The sequence below is a fragment of the Alteromonas sp. H39 genome (assembly GCF_047556435.1).
Classification (GTDB): Bacteria; Pseudomonadota; Gammaproteobacteria; order Enterobacterales; family Alteromonadaceae; genus Alteromonas.
Genome location: NZ_CP180210.1, coordinates 3,036,211 through 3,053,910 on the forward strand (window position 1 = coordinate 3,036,211; position 17,700 = coordinate 3,053,910).

A 17,700-nucleotide genomic window follows, 5' to 3' on the forward strand; every position below is an offset into this window, starting at 1 on the left:
GCGATTGAGAGTGGGTTCATCACACCCTTCCTCGTCGAGCAGACTATTTAGCTCATTACCGTCTTCCGATAATTTGACCGCCGCAGTCTCGCCGGTATAACGATTAAAAAAATAAAGCTCTCTGTTGGTCGCAGAGAGCTTTATTTGTGTTCCTAGTGTTACTCGCCAAGAAGTACAGCTCATTTATCTACTTCGGTAGTCTAACGCTCGGATCTATTTATCTTTCTTGGGCTTGTCATTGCCGCTGTCACTTTCTTCTGTAGCATCTCTGGACATCAGGCTACACTCATCAACAACGTATGGGGTTGATGCTTCGTCCAGGAAGCCAAAATCAATTGACACGTCTGGCTGAGTTTTTGCCATTGTGACTAAGTAAATAACGATGTCGTTTACCAGCTTATTCGCTGCGGCAAGCCGATCCGCTTCTGCGGCATTATGCGTAACGATATTCTCATAGAATCCGAAATACGCGTTACAGAACACACCGGCTAAATTAAACTCAAGCGAGCCGTCACCACCACCATTAGATTCTAACGCATCAAACAAGCTGATATTGCCATTTGAATCCGCTAAGGTCGCCAGCGACCCGGCCAGAAGACGTGGGTCAATTTGCATCGATGTGCTACTGATGAACAAGTTTACGTGGTTAACGTAACAATTGTACATCGGTGAGCCTTTATCGGCCTTGCTCTGTGGAACAGCGTTATTCTCTGCCAATGCATCAAATACAGCATGAGCTTTAAGGCTTATGTGCCCATCTTTCCACGTTCCTGGGGAACGACCACCGGAAAAAGAAGGAATTTCACACGTGTGCCGAGACATGCTGGAGACGTTCCCAGACATCGCACCTGATACTGAGCACGCGCCCCACACGGATTTCCCAGGTACGGCAACTAAAGCTGCACCAGTGGCAGACTTATAGATAAATTTCCTTCGCGCTTCCTGGCTGACCGCGTTACTTTTTCCATTTTGCGGATCACGATTGTTCATTTAAACCCCTAACTGTGCACAAGGTACCGATTACTTACACTATACCTATGCAATAAAGAAGCCAATAGAAAACCCGTTTAATTTCATACGGTTATTTCTATCAAAAGTATCAGATGTAAAAATTCCTGACAGACGTCACTCTTCCACATGTTTTTCAAGCAACAGCCTGACAAAACTTACCGGAATAGCATAACTGATTCCGCTGGGACTAGAAAGAACTGATTCCTTTCCATTACTAACAAGCACCTTATTTATGATACCTATCAAGTCGCCAGTGTCTGCTTTATAAACCGCGCTGCCCGAATTCCCAGGAAATGCAGTAACATCAAGCTGATAGATTTCAAATGCGTTTTCCAACCTTCCAAGACTGTCATAGTTCAGCTCTGAAAGAGATTTTCCCGGCAACACATCAATTGTGATGGCCGAAATAATTCCTTTATGTGTAGTATGAAAGAGTCCTAACACGCTGCCGACTGGAAATCCCGTCATGGCCACCTCTTCCCCAGGAAGCAGCAGCTTATCTTCAGCCATGCTGATTGGAGTAAGTGGTGTCGATATTTTTAACAATGCCAGATCGTGTAGGTTATCAACACCAATGACCTCCGCCTTTAGTTCATGCATTCTCTGTTTTCGTCCATGAATTACAGTGAAGAACTGGACAATGTCAGTATCCAGCGTTCGGTCTATGACATGTGCATTTGTCACCACATACTGACCATCTCCTACCACTACCCCGGTTCCCAGAATATCGCTGACATTGGAATAAATAGGAGTCTTGATTCCCACAGCGACCACGCTCTCTGATACCGTTCTGACCACCGTGGTAAACTCAGCCGCTGTTACCGGCACACACGTGAGCCAAAATAAAAGCGCACTTATTAACTGATATCTTTGATTCATCTAGTAATTATCCTTAAACTTACACTTTATATTCGCTAATGCTGGATGCTGGTAATGGAAATACTAAAGTTCATAGCTATTCAATTAGCGTCTCCCCTTGCGCTATCCTTTCTATTCGCTGCCATTGCGGCGATCTTTTTTAAACTTAAAAAACGAAAAGCCAGCAAGACCGCGGCAGTCCTAAGCGCAACAATCCTCTTTCTATTTTCCCAGCCTATGGTGGCTGATCTGATACTTTATCCACTGGAAAATGCTGAGCCATCCAAAATATTCAATGCTGACAAGCAAAAGCCCGATTATATTCTGGTTCTTGCCTGCTATTACAATACCAAAGGAAACATTCCGGAGGTCAGCCGCTTTACAGAATGTTCTCTGCAGCGCCTGGCACAGGCGTTCCTTACCCACAAAAAAACAGGCGCGCCTATCATAGTATCAGGCGGTCGGTTTTTGTCAGATGACGATATCGTTTATGCTGAGAAAGCTGCTGATATGCTGCGTAATTTGGGCGTAGACGCCAACAACCTCACAATCGTTGGCGAAGGCACCACTACTCAAGAAGAACTTCATTTCGTTGAAACATTGCTTTCGGGAAAGTCTGTAGTAATCATCACATCGGCAACCCACCTTTTCAGAGTAGATAAACTCATGAATCACTCTCTGGAGTACTCTTTTTTACCTGTGGACTACTTAACCAGCAACCAGCCCTCTTTTTATCTGACACTTCCATCTCCAACAGCTATCGAGCGCAGTCGCAGAGCGTTCTATGAATACTTCGCAATTGCAAAAACTTACTTATTCAACTAAAGACTTTACTCAGGCCCCTTTTCTTCTGCTAGACTCTGATAAAGCAGTAAGGAATTCTTTTGGCAAACAAGATGAAGCAGGTAAAGCAGCGCTCTTTTTTTGAACAAGCGTCTAGAATTGTCGGCAAAAATAACAAGCTAGGCAAATTATTGGCTGGCTATAGTAAACTAAGAGAGGCGAATTATATTTCTTCGCATTTCTCATCATATTTATCGCCGGTTCTTGCTTCAAATGATGAATTACGCAAAGAAGTATTCAATATCAGGCATCGGGTTTATTGCGAAGAGCTTAAGTTCGAAGAAGAAAATGCAGAGCAGCTGGAAATAGATGAATTTGATTCGTTTTCAATGCATTGCCTGATACAACACCTCAACTCTGATAAATTCGCAGGAACGGTCAGAATAGTCAGGCCGCAAGAAGAAGGTCAGCAACTTCCTATCGAAAAATACTGCCTGAATTCGATCACCAATAGAGCGCTTGATCCTACTCTTATGGCCAGAAAAGACATTTGTGAAGTGTCCAGGCTGGCTGTCCCTAAAGAATTCAGACGAAGACAGATGGATAATTTTGAAGGCGCGCCAACTGGTGTTATTAACCAGCAAACGTATTCAGAAACCGAGCTTCGTTGCTTTCCTTTTATCGCCGTTGGCCTCTATTTTGCCGCCGCAGGCATGGCATTGGAAAACAATATAAAACATGCTTATGTGATGATGGAGCCAAGACTGGCCCGAAGCATGAGCTTTGTAGGGATACGTTTCGAACAAATTGGCCCTGTCGTAGATTATCACGGCAAGCGTGCCCCCTATTACATCAATCAAAAGTTACTGTCGTCAAACCTGAAACCTGGTTTTGCGAAGATGCTTTCTGACCTGCGTAGGAAGTTATAGCGTCCTGTCGTTGCTGCGTGCTTCCCGACGGCCCCGGTACAGACTTTCTCTGTTTGTTTACGATGCGAAGTAAACCGTTGTCGGCTCGTTGCATTACAGAACAACGATAACAACATTCATCGCTCTCCACCTACACAAGCATTATTTCACAGTTGCATAATGTCATTACTGTAAATGCTTCCACGCTCTTCTCACGCTGCGGGTTAGCTTTTGGCCTTGTCCACTATGCGTTTTTCTATCTCTTTTGGTAAAACTTTTGTTTACCCCAACAGCCAGGATTAATAACCTTATATCCACATATCGCAGACTGACGCGTGTTCTGCTGCATCTCATAAGCCATAAGGCTGAATTTAAAGTTTAGCTTGTGTACTTTTACGGAAAAGAAAAATAGCGGTAGCCAAGTAGTTCAACAGATTAGCAGGATTGAATGAAGCACACGAGTGGGCACGGCGGGAGAGTTACTTATTTACAAGGGCACAAAAAAAAGCGGCTGGCTTTCGCCAACCGCTTAATTGTAATGCGAGGGTAAGATATTACTTCGCTTTTTTGCGACGTGATGCTGCACCCAGAGCAATCAAAGACAGACCGAACAGAGCTACTGTAGAAGGAGCTGAAACTGACTGCATGTTACCTGTACCACCAGTTGAACGTACGTTACCAGTGAAGAACAGAGCACTTGAAAGCATAGAGAAGTCAGACTGACCTTGTCCATAATCCAATGCATCTACAACACTTGGCAGACCGCCAGTTACAGTCAGCGCTGCACTGATTACACCACCGTTCAGGTTACCAGCTACGAATACGAACTCATCCCAAGAGAATGAAGCCCACAGTGTACCGTTCTGTGCATCAGCAGTTTCTTGCCACAGGTTTGCACCAGAAGCAGACTGAGGGAAGTCAGGCGTATCGTCGAAGTATACATTCAACCATGCGTTTGAAAAATCAAACGTAGTTGGGCTGGTTGCAATCAGACCGCCGAAAGCAAATGTCAGTTCACAGTTCGACGAGTTACCAGTTTCACAGAAATCCGGTGAACCCAGGCTTCGTGCTACTGAAAATTCGTTGAAAAGGCCGATACCTACCAATTCAGCGCCTACTTGAGGCAAAACAGCGTTGCTAGCAGATGCGCCACCAATTACACCACCAGAAGTGTAATCGTTAGTGAACCACTGTTGAAAAGAGAAAGCAGCTGACATCGCTTCAACACCGTCTTGTGTGAAGGTGTCCCACTCAATTCCGCCAGCAGATACTGTATCAGCGCTAGCGTTGTAAGAAGTAGCCAGAGCCAATGCAGCTACAGTACTTTTGATAACTTTCGTAAATTTAGACATATGAAATTCCTTCCAAGTTAAGTAAAACAACCAACGCTAAGAATAATACAATATGCGGGCCAACTTTTTAAAATATTGTTTTTAAAGGAAAAAACATATTATTTATTGTATATCCTCGGCGCAGTGTTAAATTTCCTGACACCTAATCAGCGGTTACTTACCTGGCTCCATAACGTGTCATATCTACCCGTTTTACTATCATGCTTCTGGCGTAACGCTTTTGCTTTTCCGTTTTGACCTACCGCCTGGTACGCCAACGCCAAGTGAGCAGCAGCCTCCTCGGAGGGCGTGCCCATGGCTACGGCTTTCTCAAGCTTTTCCACTGCCGCCTCATACTGTTCACTTTTAAACAGAACCCAACCCAAGGTATCCAGATGTGAAGCATTTGGCTCTATGTTAACGGCTTTCTCTGCACTGGCTTTTGCGCCGTCTACATCACCTGACAACAACATTGCATTCGCTCTGTTATTAAACGCTACGGCAGAGCCTGGCCATTTTTCAATTAGTGCATCGTATACAGAAACCGCATTTTGGAAATAACCGTGAGCAAGCGCATACTCAGCCACAATATGGTAGCGTTTCTCTACATCAGTATCGCTGTTCTCTAAAGATTCATTGAGTAAATTAAACCCCTCAATTGCCTCTTTTTTCGCACTTTTTACTTTTGCCAGCACAAGAGCAACGCCAAAGCGTCCAGACGTCGCGTAAGCTTTACTTAATTCCTCATCAGCTTGCTTGAGGCTGCCGTTCATCAGAGCCAACTGACCCCGGTAGTACGATAGATGCCATTCAGGAAGCCTTAAATTTTGTAATGCGTTCAGCTTTGACTTGGCCTGTTCAAGTTTTCCATCTCTCAACAGCGCTTCAAAGTGGGCAATTTTAAACTGTGGCTCACTTGGAAATGTCGCTTCAGCATCACGGATCACGCCCATCGCCTTTTGAGATTCATTACGGAGGAAGTAATAATTTATCGATGCAAGGAATGCATCTTTATTGGTTGGTTCCTCTCGCACCCATTCAGACAACGCCTCTTCTACCCTCTCAATGTAACCAGAGCTATACAGAAGGTTTACCCACGCGACGCGAGCCAGAATTTTTCTGGCATCAGGGTATTCATCAGCCACACGCACCGCTTCTTTATATTTACCTGCAATGCCGTAGCTTTTGATGACCCCTAATCTGTAGATTGTGGGATTGTCTTTTTTAGACGCCAAGGTTTTAAGCGTCGACACAGAGTCCAGGTCACTATTTTCATCCAGTAGGTATACCAGGTTATCGATAGCCCGCGGCGATTCGGTGATATCTACGATTTTTTCCGCATAATCGGCAGCTTTAAACAGATCAGCCTGTCTGTATTCAGACTGCATGGCCAGCCGAAGCGCGGCCACATTTGCAGGATCCAGCTCAAAAACCTGTTTGGTTAATGCAAGCGTTTGTTCGTTACTTCCTTTGTAAAACTCAACGACCGCTTGTAACAAAAGGCTATTGACTTCGTCTTCGCTGGCCAGACGTTGTGCTTCCGCTTTTGCCTCTTCGAATTTATTCTGCTTCAGGAAATTCTGTATTTTCAGGTATACCGCACCCAGAGAATTCGGGCTGAATTCAGACAGTGCCGCTACTGACTCAGAGGCCTTATTGTCGTCTGTCGCTAGCTGGAGTATAGAAAGCTGTGCCAGTAGCGCTTGTGACTGCGGCGTCTCTTGCAGCGTAGATGAAAGCAACTCTTTCGCTTCCGAAGGTCTGCCTGATGCATCCAGGTATGCGCTTGCGCTTAACAAGAAGTTGATGTCTTCCGTGGTTTTTGCCTCAACTCGTTCAAGTAGTTCAGTGGCTTCCTCAAAGTAACCTAATTGCAGTTGAGTTCTCGCCAGAAGCCTGCTTGCCGTTCTATTCTCAGGCTGCTGTGCGTGCGCTTTGTTTAAATAACTATAAGCCGCCTCCCACTTTTCCTGTTCTACGGCAGCAACGCCAGCCAACAAATATGAATTGAAGGTTTCTATACCAAGTTGAACGGCACGCTCCGCATGTATCAGGGCAGCTTCGAAGTCCCCTTCTCGTGCTTTCAGATCTGCCATCAGCAAATCAAACCAAGGGCTTCTCGAGTCATTAGACACCCAGGGAGTCAACACCTTCTCTGCGTCGTCGAAGCGCTCATCCGCAATCAGCATTTCAACATAATTAATTGCCAGTAATCCGACCGATGGCCACGTTTTTGCAATCGAACTCATCAGCTCTATCGCTTCGTCCAGGCTTCCAGACCTTGCCATCAGTTGGGCGCGTGTCTGATTGATGAACACATCATAGTAATCAGCTAAATTCAGCGAATTCAACATTTGAAGCGGCTTCTCAACTTCTGACGCTTTAATTTGCTGAAGGGCTTCTAGTAATTGTTTTTCATCACCGTCCAGCGAGCCGGACAACGACGCATACGCTTTCTCAGGGCTGGCATCGATTTTCAGTGCTGCAAGGTAATCAACGATTCGTAACGATGGCGCGGCATTGTCACCCAGCTCACCTTTCAGCAGCATGGCATCTTCAAATTTCGCCTGATAATAAAGCGCAAAACCAAGCATTCCCTGAATAGCGTCATCTGTTCTGCCTGCATTAATTACTCTGCGAAGCTCTTTTTCAGCGCCCGGTAAATCTCCTTGCTCATACAGCACTTTTGCCAGTTCAAAACGCACATCCAGATTATCTGGTGCCGCCTGCAACGCATTTTTTAGTTCAATTACCGCTTCATCATACTGACCGCTGGCCAGTGCTTCATTGGCGCTCTGAATACGGCTTTCAGGCGTGGGTTCCTGGCATCCTGTTAATACAATTCCAGCAGTTAATAGTGCGACCAGCGTTTGAGCTCGCATAGGGATAACCTCTTTCCATTGCTTGTTATAGTGAATAGCAAAGCGCTTTTATGATAAGAACGCTTTCGCAATCATTCATTGTTGCCTGATTATGGTATGGTAATCAACGTTTAGATAAGAATAACAGTAAAGGGCTGACGTAAATGATACAGGCGAATCTTCACACTTCGTGCACGTCTGAATGGATCGTATCAACCCTAACCTCATTGAACTCCTCCCGGCGGACTGACAATCCCTTTTGCACAATGGTTTGGTTCAAAGCCTGGATTCAAGCCCTGGAAGATGTACCTGCCGTTGTTACCTTTGAAGAGAATGATGTTTGCGTTGGGCTGATGTTTTTGCAAGTGCGCGATCAGCAAACTGGCCCTTTTAAATGGAAAACAGCCTGGGTTAATCAGACCGGCCTACAGGATTTTGATCAGGTATGGATTGAGTACAACAGCGTTATCTGTCAGGAAAATATCGAACAGGACTGTATTCAGGCATTTTTCAGGTTATTACCCAAACTGAAAGTCAATGAACTGAATGTATCGATGACCGATTCAGAAGCTCGCTGGCTGGGCGCTGCAAAACGGGTTAACTGGAAGTCTGAATCCGAGGCTGTGTATGCCGCAAGTAAGCAACTTGAGTCAGTGTCAAAAATATTGACAACCTATTCGAAAAACACGCGCTATCAGGTAAAGCGCGCGATGAAGCTGCTTACTGAAAAATATGGCGACATTAACGTGAAGGTGGCTAAGGGCAATGAAGAAAAAGCTCATTTCTTCTCTGAGTTGTCAGAGTTGCACATACAAAGGTGGCAACATACGTCTGAAGGTAGTGGCTTCACCAACCCGGCGTTTATCAGACATCACGAATATTTGCTCTCCCATGCCCCTGATATGACTGAAATTGTCAGGGTGGACGCGGGCGACACCACACTCGGCTACTGCCTGAACTTTATTTGCAACAAACACGTAAGCTTTTACTGCTCTGGAATACGCTATTCCGATGACGATAATAAAATGAAACCAGGTTATGTGGTTCACCATTGTCTTATGCAGGAATACGCTCGCAGAGGCATGCTGAGTTATGACTTTCTGGGCGGCTTTAGCCAGTACAAGGCTTCACTGTCTGACAGAACTTACCAGTTTCACACTCTCCGTTTCACTTCCCCAACCATAAAAGGATATGCGTTGTTATGGCTGAGGGCATGTAAAAAGCGGGTTAAGGCGCTCACTGAGCGATTGGCATAAAAGCAAAAGTTAAGTACAGTACTAGCGCTTATTGGGGGCTTTGTTGCAAGGAAGAAGATGTCACAAGAAGTTAGCCACGCCGTTTTTCATATTCACAATAATAATGAACTGCACATTGAGGCTCACCCGATAAAAGTTGGGATCCCTTTACCGCCGGGTAAATATCACCCCAACTCGCCGCCTTTGTTGGTGCGCTCAAGCGGTGAAATCGTATCTACGGTCAGTCTGACGGCTTCCTCTTTCTGGCCAGATAACTCTTATCGCTGGGTTATGGCAGAGGGAACCATAGCCCTTCCGGCTAATACCAACACCGCCCTTTTTATCGGCCGCACACCGCCACCAGAAACAATTACGCAACGTAAAGCGCATGTTTCGGAAACCTCTGGCGAGCTAACAATACGAACGTCATGTAATACAGTCACGTTTGCTAAAACCGGTTTTGCCACTTTCGGCTTTGATAATCTGATTAGATCGCAGGGTGTTTGCCTTAATCTAACAAAGTCAGACACCCTAATCGCAGAACCGACAAGCATTGCCCACCACACCCGTTATTGTCTGAATAAGCCCATCGTAACCACCGTTACGCAAACTGGCAGATTCGTCGTTAATCAGGAGACCGTTGCCAACGTCGAGCTTGAGAGCAGCATAGTTATCGCCACTGGCGACATACAGCACAGAATCACATTAACGAATCCCAAACCGGCAATTCATCCCAATGGTCAGTGGGATCTGGGCGATCCCAACTCTTTACAGCTTACCGGGTGCTATTGGAATTTTGGGTGTGATAACGACAACAGTGACGTTGCACTGCATGAAACCACGACAGACAAGTGCCTGTCGGGTAATTTTTCACTACACCAGGAATCCAGTGGCAACAAGAACTGGAACAGTCCGGTACACGTAGATAAAAATAATTCTCTGCCTCTGCAGTATCAAGGGTTCAGGTGCACACAAGACCACAGCGTCGTTTTTGAGGGCAAGCAGGCAACCCCTCATATTGAAGTAAAAAATAGCAACCACGTTTTGTGCCTTCATTTGCCGGCTTTCTGGCAGAACTTCCCGACCGATGTTCAACACGCCAACGGAAACATAACCATTTCCGTTCTTGGCTCGTCATTCAGTCAGCCCATTGAATTGCAGCCTGGAGAGCAAAAAACACGATTCCTCACCCTGAATAATACTGCTGCCAACACCGGACAGGCGCCTGAACTCACGTTTAACGCACATTGGGTTTACGCAACCGGCGCTATCCCCTTTTTCTCTAAACCAGAGGATAGCGATGTTTTTCAGCAACTAATCCAACATGGCGTAGAGGGTGCGCATTCCTTTTTTGAAAAACGTGAAAAGATTGATGAATTTGGCTGGCGCCACTTTGGTGAACTCTATGCAGATCATGAGATCCCGGCGGAGTTCGACGGCACATTCATTTCACATTACAACAATCAGTACGACCCGATTTTTGGCATGCTGTGCCAATGGCTTATCACCGGCAATCAAAAATGGTTTACGCTGGCAGACGATCTTGCCAAACATGTTGCAGATATCGACGTTTACCATACCTCTGATGACAAGCCCGAGTACGCTGGCGGACTTTTCTGGCACACCGACCATTATGTTCAGGCATATACCGCCACTCACCGTACTTATTCCAAATTACAGCCAACCGATGTTTATGAAGATCATGCAGGCGGTGGCGGTCCCGGTGGACAACATTGTTATACCAACGGATTACTCCTTCACTATTTAATTACCGGACACGGTCCTTCCAAAGAAGCACTGCTGACAATCTGCGACTGGATTACCAGGGTCTATGAGGGTGACAACACGCTGGTAGGCTTTTTACTTAGCCTGAAGAATCGTAACCGGATTGATCTGAAAAACATTATAAGCGGTAAGTACCCGCTGGACCGTGGCACGGCAAATTATATCCATGCCAGACTGGACAGGTATGTTCTCACGCAACACAGTCAGGACCTGGCGCAGGCAGAGCACATCTTATTCAATACCGTGTCCCCGCATGACAACATTGCACAGCGAGACTTAAAAAACGTCGAGAACACCTGGTTTTACACGGTGTTGTTACAGGCACTCTGCCGTTACATTATGGTAAAACAAAGCGTTAAACAGGATGAGATGCTGAAGTACGCTATCGACGCACTGACTCACTACGCAACATGGATGATAAAGAATGAAGATCTTTCATTGAATAACCCTGAAATTCTGGAATTTCCTAACGAAACCTGGTCAGCTCAGGATCTGCGAAAGCTGTGTGTATTGTCTTTTGCCAAGCCTTTTATGAAAGAAGAGGCTCTGGCAGAGAAAAAAATAGCCTCTATGGCGGCAGATATCGCGACGCGTCTTGAGAGCAGTGAAGAAAGCTCGACAACACGCTTATTGTGTCTGATGATGCAAAATGCCAACTATCTTGCGTATGAACATCGTGCGCGAATCGTAAAGGCGAACCTGGGAATAGTGCAGAAAGATAAGCCCGACAGCGCAGCCACTTTTAGGCTTGCGGATACGGCAAAAAGAACGTTCAGCCAATTTAATCTGCATCGTGAACTGACACAATTTAAACGACGATTTCCAGCAAAACGGAAAACAAACGGCTTGGTATGACCACACGCGACATTACTTTTATTATTCCGCATAAAGGGCGGGAGGCGATGTTAATCGATACGGTGAAGAGCATTGCCGCACAACAAACAGCCTCTGACCAACTGGAAATCATTGTAGTTAGTCAAAATAAGGATGCTTCCCCTTCTCTTTACGCTGCAGCCGGGAATATTGCCTTGTCAGTTATTCATAACGACGAGAGCAATACCATTTCCCACTCCCGTAATCTGGGTGCACGGTTTGCAAAAGGCGAGTTTCTTGCTTTTCTTGATGCCGACATTCAGTTATCGGCAAACTGGGTAGAGGCGATGAAAACACTGTTGCGCGAAAACGACTTTGCCCTGGTAAGCGCAATACAGGTTGATAGCAACAACGCCGCGGCGCTTGAAAAAATTCGTACCGTATTAAGCAATGCAAAAACCGATTGTGAAGTTGAGTTTCTTCCTGGACGGAACTTGTTTCTGCGTAAAAGCACGTTTGAAAAAGTCGGGGGCTTTCCTGAGCACCTTATTACCTGCGAAGATTATTACTTTACACAAAAGGTCTCGGCAATCGGCCCACTGATGTACTCCTCGACGGCGACCTATGTTCATCTGGGTGAAGATAAAGAGTTCATTCCGATGTTTAAAAAAGAGATCTGGCGGGGCCAGTCAAATATTGCCTCGCTGAAAGGCCGGAAAATTCCCTTCAGCGAACTCCCCAGTTTTTTTGTGCCTATAGCCATTGTGTTTTTTTGGCTTAGCGCTTTTGCATTGCTGTTGGCGGGCTTAGGGTTTGCTGCGCTTATCAGTTTTGCTGTAGGCTGGTTACCTATACTGGTGTACTCAGCCCGAGCCGCTCGCCTCAGCCGTGGCAAGGTCCCATTCAGGCAGTTTGTGCTTTTTTACTTACTGTATTTCCCGGCCCGCGCGTTAGGTACTGTGGCTGGTATAACGAAGTCTGTGACTACGACCTATCAATAAAGAAGAATTATGAAAGTATTACAGTTTATCTGTTCAACAGGATTTTATGGTGCGGAGAGATGGGTACTTGCGCTGACTAAGCACCTACCTCAAACGACAACAAGCGAGCTGGCAGTCACAGACGAACCCGGTACAGAAGAACTTGAGCTGGTAAAGCAATTTACCCCGCTCGGTAAAACCCATCGCTTACCGATGAGAAACAAGTTCGATATTCAGGTAGTCAGACACCTGGCAAAACTCATAAAAGAGCGTGAAATCGATATCATTCATACCCATGGGTACAAATCAGACATCATCGGTATTCTGGCGGCAAGAAAAGCAGGTATCCCGTGTGTCGTAACGCCACATGGCTTCGAGAATGCTGCCGACTTCAAACTCAAAGCGTTCATCTGGGCCGGCAATATTGCCATGAAATATGCCGACTTGGTCGTCCCTCTCTCGCGGCAACTATTGCAGGACGTTCGAGAATTAAACGTCCCCGAGCATAAAACCCGATACATTCAAAATGGCGTTGATTTGTCAGAAGTTGAAGCTGTACGACAAACCAAAGATCAGCAAGCCCCTAAAACCAAGCGAACTATCGGCTTTGTTGGGCAGATGATTAGCCGCAAGAACATAAAAGACATTCTGGATTGTTTTACAACCTTGCGTGCTAAACGAGACGATGTAGAACTGGTGCTTCTGGGAGACGGCGAATCGAGACCTGAGCTTGAAAGTTACACACAAACACTGCCGTCTCGTGAGGATATCCATTTTCTTGGCTTCAGAAATGACCGTCTGCAGTTACTCAGAGACTTCGACCTGTTCGTCATGACTTCCACACTGGAGGGGATCCCCCGTTGCCTCATGGAAGCGTGTGCAATGGAAATCCCGGTATCTGCTTACGACATCGCGGGTATCGATCAGCTTATCACCCATAACGAAACCGGGTTACTGGCGCCGCTTTACGACAAAGCGCAGTTACTCGAACATTGGGAAATGCTGCTGGATGATAACGCTCTGGCAACCAAACTGGCGCATAACTCCCGGCTCTTTGTCGAAGAGAACTTTTCAGCCCAACGGATGGCGAATGAGTATGATACGCTGTTCGTAGAGCTACTAGAGAGCAATGTAAATGCATAAACCTGACGTACTCTTTGTGCTTTCTATCGATACAGAAGAAGAGTGGCAATGGGAGGGGGATTTCCCCACGGATAACTGCTCGATAAAAAATATTGAGCGGCTTCCTGAGTTTCATAGCTTTTGTCGTAAGTTAGGAATAAAGCCTACTTACTTCGTCGATTATCCGGTAGTAAACAGTACGTCAGGACAAACGATTTTATCGTCGTTTATTAAAAACAATGAAGCTGAAATAGGCGCCCATTTACACCCATGGTGTAACCCGCCGTACTTTGAAAAAACAACAGAAGCGTCATCACACGTTGTCAATCTGCCAAAAGAACAGGTTGAGCAAAAGCTTCTTACTCTCACACGGTTAATTCAGGACAAAATAGGGTTTTCACCGGTATCTTTCAGAAGTGGAAGGTGGGGTATTGACGGTTCTACATTGCAATTGTTGACAGACCTTGGCTACACGGTTGATTCCAGCGTATACCCTTTCTTTGATAATGAGTTTTTCGACTGTGAAGGCTCACCTCTCACGCCTTACTGGCCGGATACAGAGAACCCGCTGAATGTCGGCACACAGCGCAACATCATGGAACTGCCGGTGACGGCCGGTTTTAACCGAAAGCACTTTACTCTGGCCCATTCTATTCACAAGAAACTGTCGAAAGCTCCGTTTTCCTGGTTCCGGGCAATAGGTATTCTCTGGCACACAACGCTCTTACGAAAAATATATTTAAGTCCTGAGTTATTTGATTCTGCAAACATGAACTCACTGATAAACGTCAGTTTGCGCAGAGGCCATCCGATCATTCACATGTATCTTCACAGCTCCAGCCTTATTGATGGCGCTACAGGCTTGCTGAATGTCAATGATGCGTTTGAACGAATTTGTACTCGCATAGAAAGCAGCGTACGTTATCTCTCCCGGCACGCCAACGTGCAGTTCTGCAGCATTACCGAAGCAGCGAATATTTTGCAACAGACAGCGGCTACTAATCCGGTATTACGATGGGAAACAGCAACATCATGAACCAGACATCGATTGACGTTCGACTGGTCGATAATGAAGACTCATCGACCTGGAATGACTACGTAAATTCACACCCTAAAGCGTCGCCCTACCACCTTTATGGTTGGCTTAGCGCGGTTAATACTGCCTATGGACACACCATTAGTGGTGCTATTGCCACAGATAACAGTACAGGAAAGGTGGTCGGGATTTTCCCGGCAATCACTATGTCTATCCCGTTCTGGGGAAGGCAGGTCTGCTCGCTGCCCTACTGCGACGTGGGATATGGCCTGGCGGACAACGAGCAAATATTGTCCACGATGCAGTCGTACCTGATCGAACAGATACAAACGTCCAGTGCGAAATACCATGAAGTCAGAGGACTGCTTCCTGCACCGATGGATAGTCACTCCATGGAGCATCAAAAAGTCAGAATGCTACTGGAGCTTCCTGAAGGTAGTGAGGCACTGCTGGCTTCTTTCAAGTCGAAGCTGAGAAGTCAGATCAGAAAAGCCGAAAAGAATGGGCTGACGTTTCAGTTAGGCCAATCGACTAAGCTTCTGGATGACTTCTACTCTGTCTATGCTGAGAATATGCGGGATCTGGGTTCCCCTGCCCACGCAAGAAAATGGTTTCGGGCTATTGTTGACGCGTATCAGGAAGACTGCGTTATCAGCGTAGTGTATCTTGATGACTTGCCCATCGGGGCGGGTATTGTACTAAGTTGTAATACCAAAGCGTGTATTCCCTGGGCCTCAACATTACAACGTCACAACCGGCTCGCGCCAAATATGCTGTTGTACTGGTCACTACTGGCCCATTGCGCCGACAATAATAAGCAAGAATTCGATTTTGGTCGCTCTACCTATGAAGAGGGAACGTACCGCTTCAAGAAACAATGGGGAGCGCAACCGCAACTGCTTAACTGGCAGAAACTGAACCAGAATAAAGAAACCATTCCACAAGCATTTACAGAGCCCGGTCAGTCGAGGGCACTGGTGGAAAATATATGGAAAAAGCTGCCAGTGTCGGTATCTGTGCTGCTTGGGTCACGGCTACGGCCATTTATCAGTTTATAGGAACGTAAGATGTGTGGAATTGCAGGCTTTAGCCTAATGCACTATGCCGAAGGCGACAGCGCAACGCTTCAGAAAATGGGAGAAACTATTCTTCATCGCGGTCCTGATGCTGGCGGAGTCTACATTGACGATCATATCGGACTGTGTCACAGGCGACTGAGCATTATCGACCTCTCTGAAGCGGGTAACCAGCCGATGTATTCCGCGGATGGCAATCTGGTAATTGTCTTTAATGGCGAGATATACAACTTTCTGGAACTGCGTGAAGAACTGGTTGCACAAGGGGTACAGTTTCACTCTCATACCGATACTGAAGTGATCCTGGCGCTTTATGAAAAAGAAGGTGTTAATTGTCTTGAACGCCTGAACGGCATGTTTGCCTTTGCGCTTTGGGACAAACGCAAGCAATCTCTTTTTATCGCCAGAGACCGAATGGGTAAAAAGCCACTTTACTATTTCAGCAAAGACGGCAGATTCGCGTTCGCTTCTGAAATAAAAGCGATACTCGCACTGGATGAGATCCCTAAGAAAATTCGCCTTGATGCGGTATACGACTTCTTTGCATATCAGTATATTCCTGACCCCAAAAGCATTTTTGAGGATATTCACAAACTTCCGCCTGCGCACTATATGTTGGTAACGCAGGAGGGTATCGATATCAGAGAATACTGGGATCTGAGCTTTAAGCATACCTCTGATAAGTCCCTGGCAGACAACAAACAGGCTCTGCTAAACCTGCTCAATGACACTACGCGGCAACGTATGATCAGTGACGTACCGCTGGGTGCATTTTTAAGCGGGGGGGTGGACAGCTCGGGTATCGTGGCAATCATGGCGCAGAACAGCGAAAAGCCGGTAAAAACCTGCACCATAGGCTTTGATGACGAGAAGTTCAATGAGGCTGAGTTTGCCAAAGAAATCGCCGAGAAATATCACACTGAACATCACGAGTTTACGGTACATCAGAACGTAGCTGAACGCCTGGAGCACATTGCTGGTTTCTTTGATGAGCCCTTTGCCGACCCCTCACTGGTACCCACCTTCTTCGTCTCTGAACTAGCCAGAAAGGAAGTCACCGTAGCAATTGCTGGTGATGGTGGTGACGAAATGTTCGCCGGGTACGAAAAGTACACCACAGACGATATCGAGAATCGTCTTAGAGAGAAGTTTCCCCAATCCATCAGAAAAAGCCTTTTTCCGTCTCTTGCCAAGGTTGCCGGCATGCTGCCTTTCAGGGCCGCTCAACGAGGCAAGTCGCTGCTAACCAGCCTCAGCCATTCTCCGGCTATGGGTTTTTACATTACCAATAGCCAGATGACAGATGAAACCTGGAACCAATTGGTGAAGCCTGAGATATCAAAGGCTCTGGGCAGCTATCATCCCAGTCAGATTACACTGGAGAAGTACGCCAAGGCAGATGGCCCGGACCACCTGAGTAAAATTTTATACACTGATGTGAAAACGTACCTTACTGGTGGCATTTTAGTAAAAGTAGACCGAATGAGCATGGCGAATACGCTGGAAGTGCGTGCCCCACTGCTGGATTACAAGGTGGCGGAGTTCGCCGCCTCCCTGCCCTCAGAGCAGAAGTTTAAGGATGGCGTGAAAAAGCGGATCCTGAAAGAAGCTTTTACGTCATTTATTCCGGAAAGCCTTTTGCACAGAAAGAAAATGGGTTTCTCTGTGCCACTGGCCGAATGGTTTAGGGGAGAGCTCCAATCTTTGGCTCACGAAGCATTAATTGATTCAAACGCTGGCATTGCAGAAATATTCAAGAAAGAAGAAATAACCAAAATATGGCATTTACATCAGACTAAGAAACAAGACTACAGCACCATACTTTGGTCTATGTTGATGTTTCAGCTATGGTGGAAAAGATATGTTAGTGAGCACATGGATAGCCAAGGATAATATAAGAT

At 46.2% G+C, this 17,700-nt stretch carries 13 protein-coding genes; 9 read left to right on the forward strand and 4 right to left on the reverse strand.

Features of this window, described 5'->3' with window-relative positions:
- Positions 1-213: 213 nt before the first annotated feature.
- Together ACLBLI_RS13400 and ACLBLI_RS13405 are read right to left on the reverse strand one after the other, a co-directional pair.
- Positions 214-990, reverse strand: a complete 777-nt coding sequence (locus tag ACLBLI_RS13400) for a hypothetical protein (protein ID WP_414828094.1) — start codon at positions 988-990, stop codon at positions 214-216.
- A gap of 135 nt (positions 991-1,125) precedes the next feature.
- Complete coding sequence (locus ACLBLI_RS13405; protein WP_414828095.1) at positions 1,126-1,890, reverse strand: S1C family serine protease; 765 nt, start codon at positions 1,888-1,890, stop codon at positions 1,126-1,128.
- Between the two features lie 45 nt (positions 1,891-1,935).
- Between ACLBLI_RS13405 and ACLBLI_RS13410 the strand changes: the two genes are divergently transcribed.
- Together ACLBLI_RS13410 and ACLBLI_RS13415 are read left to right on the forward strand one after the other, a co-directional pair.
- A complete protein-coding gene (locus tag ACLBLI_RS13410; protein WP_414828096.1) occupies positions 1,936-2,694 on the forward strand; it encodes a YdcF family protein in 759 nt (252 codons plus the stop codon).
- A gap of 71 nt (positions 2,695-2,765) precedes the next feature.
- Positions 2,766-3,581: a PEP-CTERM/exosortase system-associated acyltransferase gene (locus ACLBLI_RS13415; protein ID WP_414830967.1), complete on the forward strand. Its 816-nt coding sequence runs from the start codon at positions 2,766-2,768 to the stop codon at positions 3,579-3,581.
- Positions 3,582-4,114: 533 nt separating this feature from the next.
- Here ACLBLI_RS13415 and ACLBLI_RS13420 read toward each other — a convergent pair.
- Together ACLBLI_RS13420 and prsT are read right to left on the reverse strand one after the other, a co-directional pair.
- Positions 4,115-4,912 carry a hypothetical protein gene (locus ACLBLI_RS13420; RefSeq protein ID WP_414828097.1) on the reverse strand — a complete coding sequence of 266 codons (798 nt, stop codon included), beginning with the start codon at positions 4,910-4,912 and terminating at the stop codon, positions 4,115-4,117.
- Between the two features lie 146 nt (positions 4,913-5,058).
- Positions 5,059-7,773, reverse strand: coding sequence for an XrtA/PEP-CTERM system TPR-repeat protein PrsT (gene prsT / locus ACLBLI_RS13425; RefSeq protein WP_414828098.1), 2,715 nt, complete (start codon positions 7,771-7,773; stop codon positions 5,059-5,061).
- A 245-nt stretch (positions 7,774-8,018) separates the two neighbouring features.
- Here prsT and ACLBLI_RS13430 point away from each other — a divergent pair, with 245 nt between their 5' ends.
- From ACLBLI_RS13430 to asnB, 7 genes are read left to right on the forward strand one after another with little or no spacing between them, the layout of a single operon-like run.
- Positions 8,019-9,008, forward strand: a complete 990-nt coding sequence (locus ACLBLI_RS13430) for a GNAT family N-acetyltransferase (RefSeq protein WP_414828099.1) — start codon at positions 8,019-8,021, stop codon at positions 9,006-9,008.
- A gap of 57 nt (positions 9,009-9,065) precedes the next feature.
- Positions 9,066-11,627, forward strand: a complete 2,562-nt coding sequence (locus ACLBLI_RS13435; RefSeq protein WP_414828100.1) for a hypothetical protein — start codon at positions 9,066-9,068, stop codon at positions 11,625-11,627.
- Positions 11,624-12,586 (forward strand): glycosyltransferase, encoded by a 963-nt coding sequence (locus tag ACLBLI_RS13440; RefSeq protein ID WP_414828101.1) that lies wholly within the window; start codon positions 11,624-11,626, stop codon positions 12,584-12,586. The genes ACLBLI_RS13435 and ACLBLI_RS13440 overlap by 4 nt, the downstream gene beginning before the upstream one ends.
- 9 nt (positions 12,587-12,595) lie before the next feature.
- The gene (locus ACLBLI_RS13445; protein WP_414828102.1) at positions 12,596-13,708 is read left to right on the forward strand and encodes a glycosyltransferase; all 1,113 of its coding nucleotides are present in this window, start codon (positions 12,596-12,598) and stop codon (positions 13,706-13,708) included.
- Positions 13,701-14,723: a polysaccharide deacetylase family protein gene (locus ACLBLI_RS13450; protein WP_414828103.1), complete on the forward strand. Its 1,023-nt coding sequence runs from the start codon at positions 13,701-13,703 to the stop codon at positions 14,721-14,723. Before ACLBLI_RS13445 ends, ACLBLI_RS13450 begins: the two co-directional genes overlap by 8 nt.
- The gene (locus ACLBLI_RS13455) at positions 14,720-15,781 is read left to right on the forward strand and encodes a GNAT family N-acetyltransferase (RefSeq protein ID WP_414828104.1); all 1,062 of its coding nucleotides are present in this window, start codon (positions 14,720-14,722) and stop codon (positions 15,779-15,781) included. Before ACLBLI_RS13450 ends, ACLBLI_RS13455 begins: the two co-directional genes overlap by 4 nt.
- A 9-nt stretch (positions 15,782-15,790) precedes the next feature.
- A complete protein-coding gene (gene asnB, locus ACLBLI_RS13460) occupies positions 15,791-17,692 on the forward strand; it encodes an asparagine synthase (glutamine-hydrolyzing) (protein WP_414828105.1) in 1,902 nt (633 codons plus the stop codon).
- Positions 17,693-17,700: the final 8 nt, after the last annotated feature.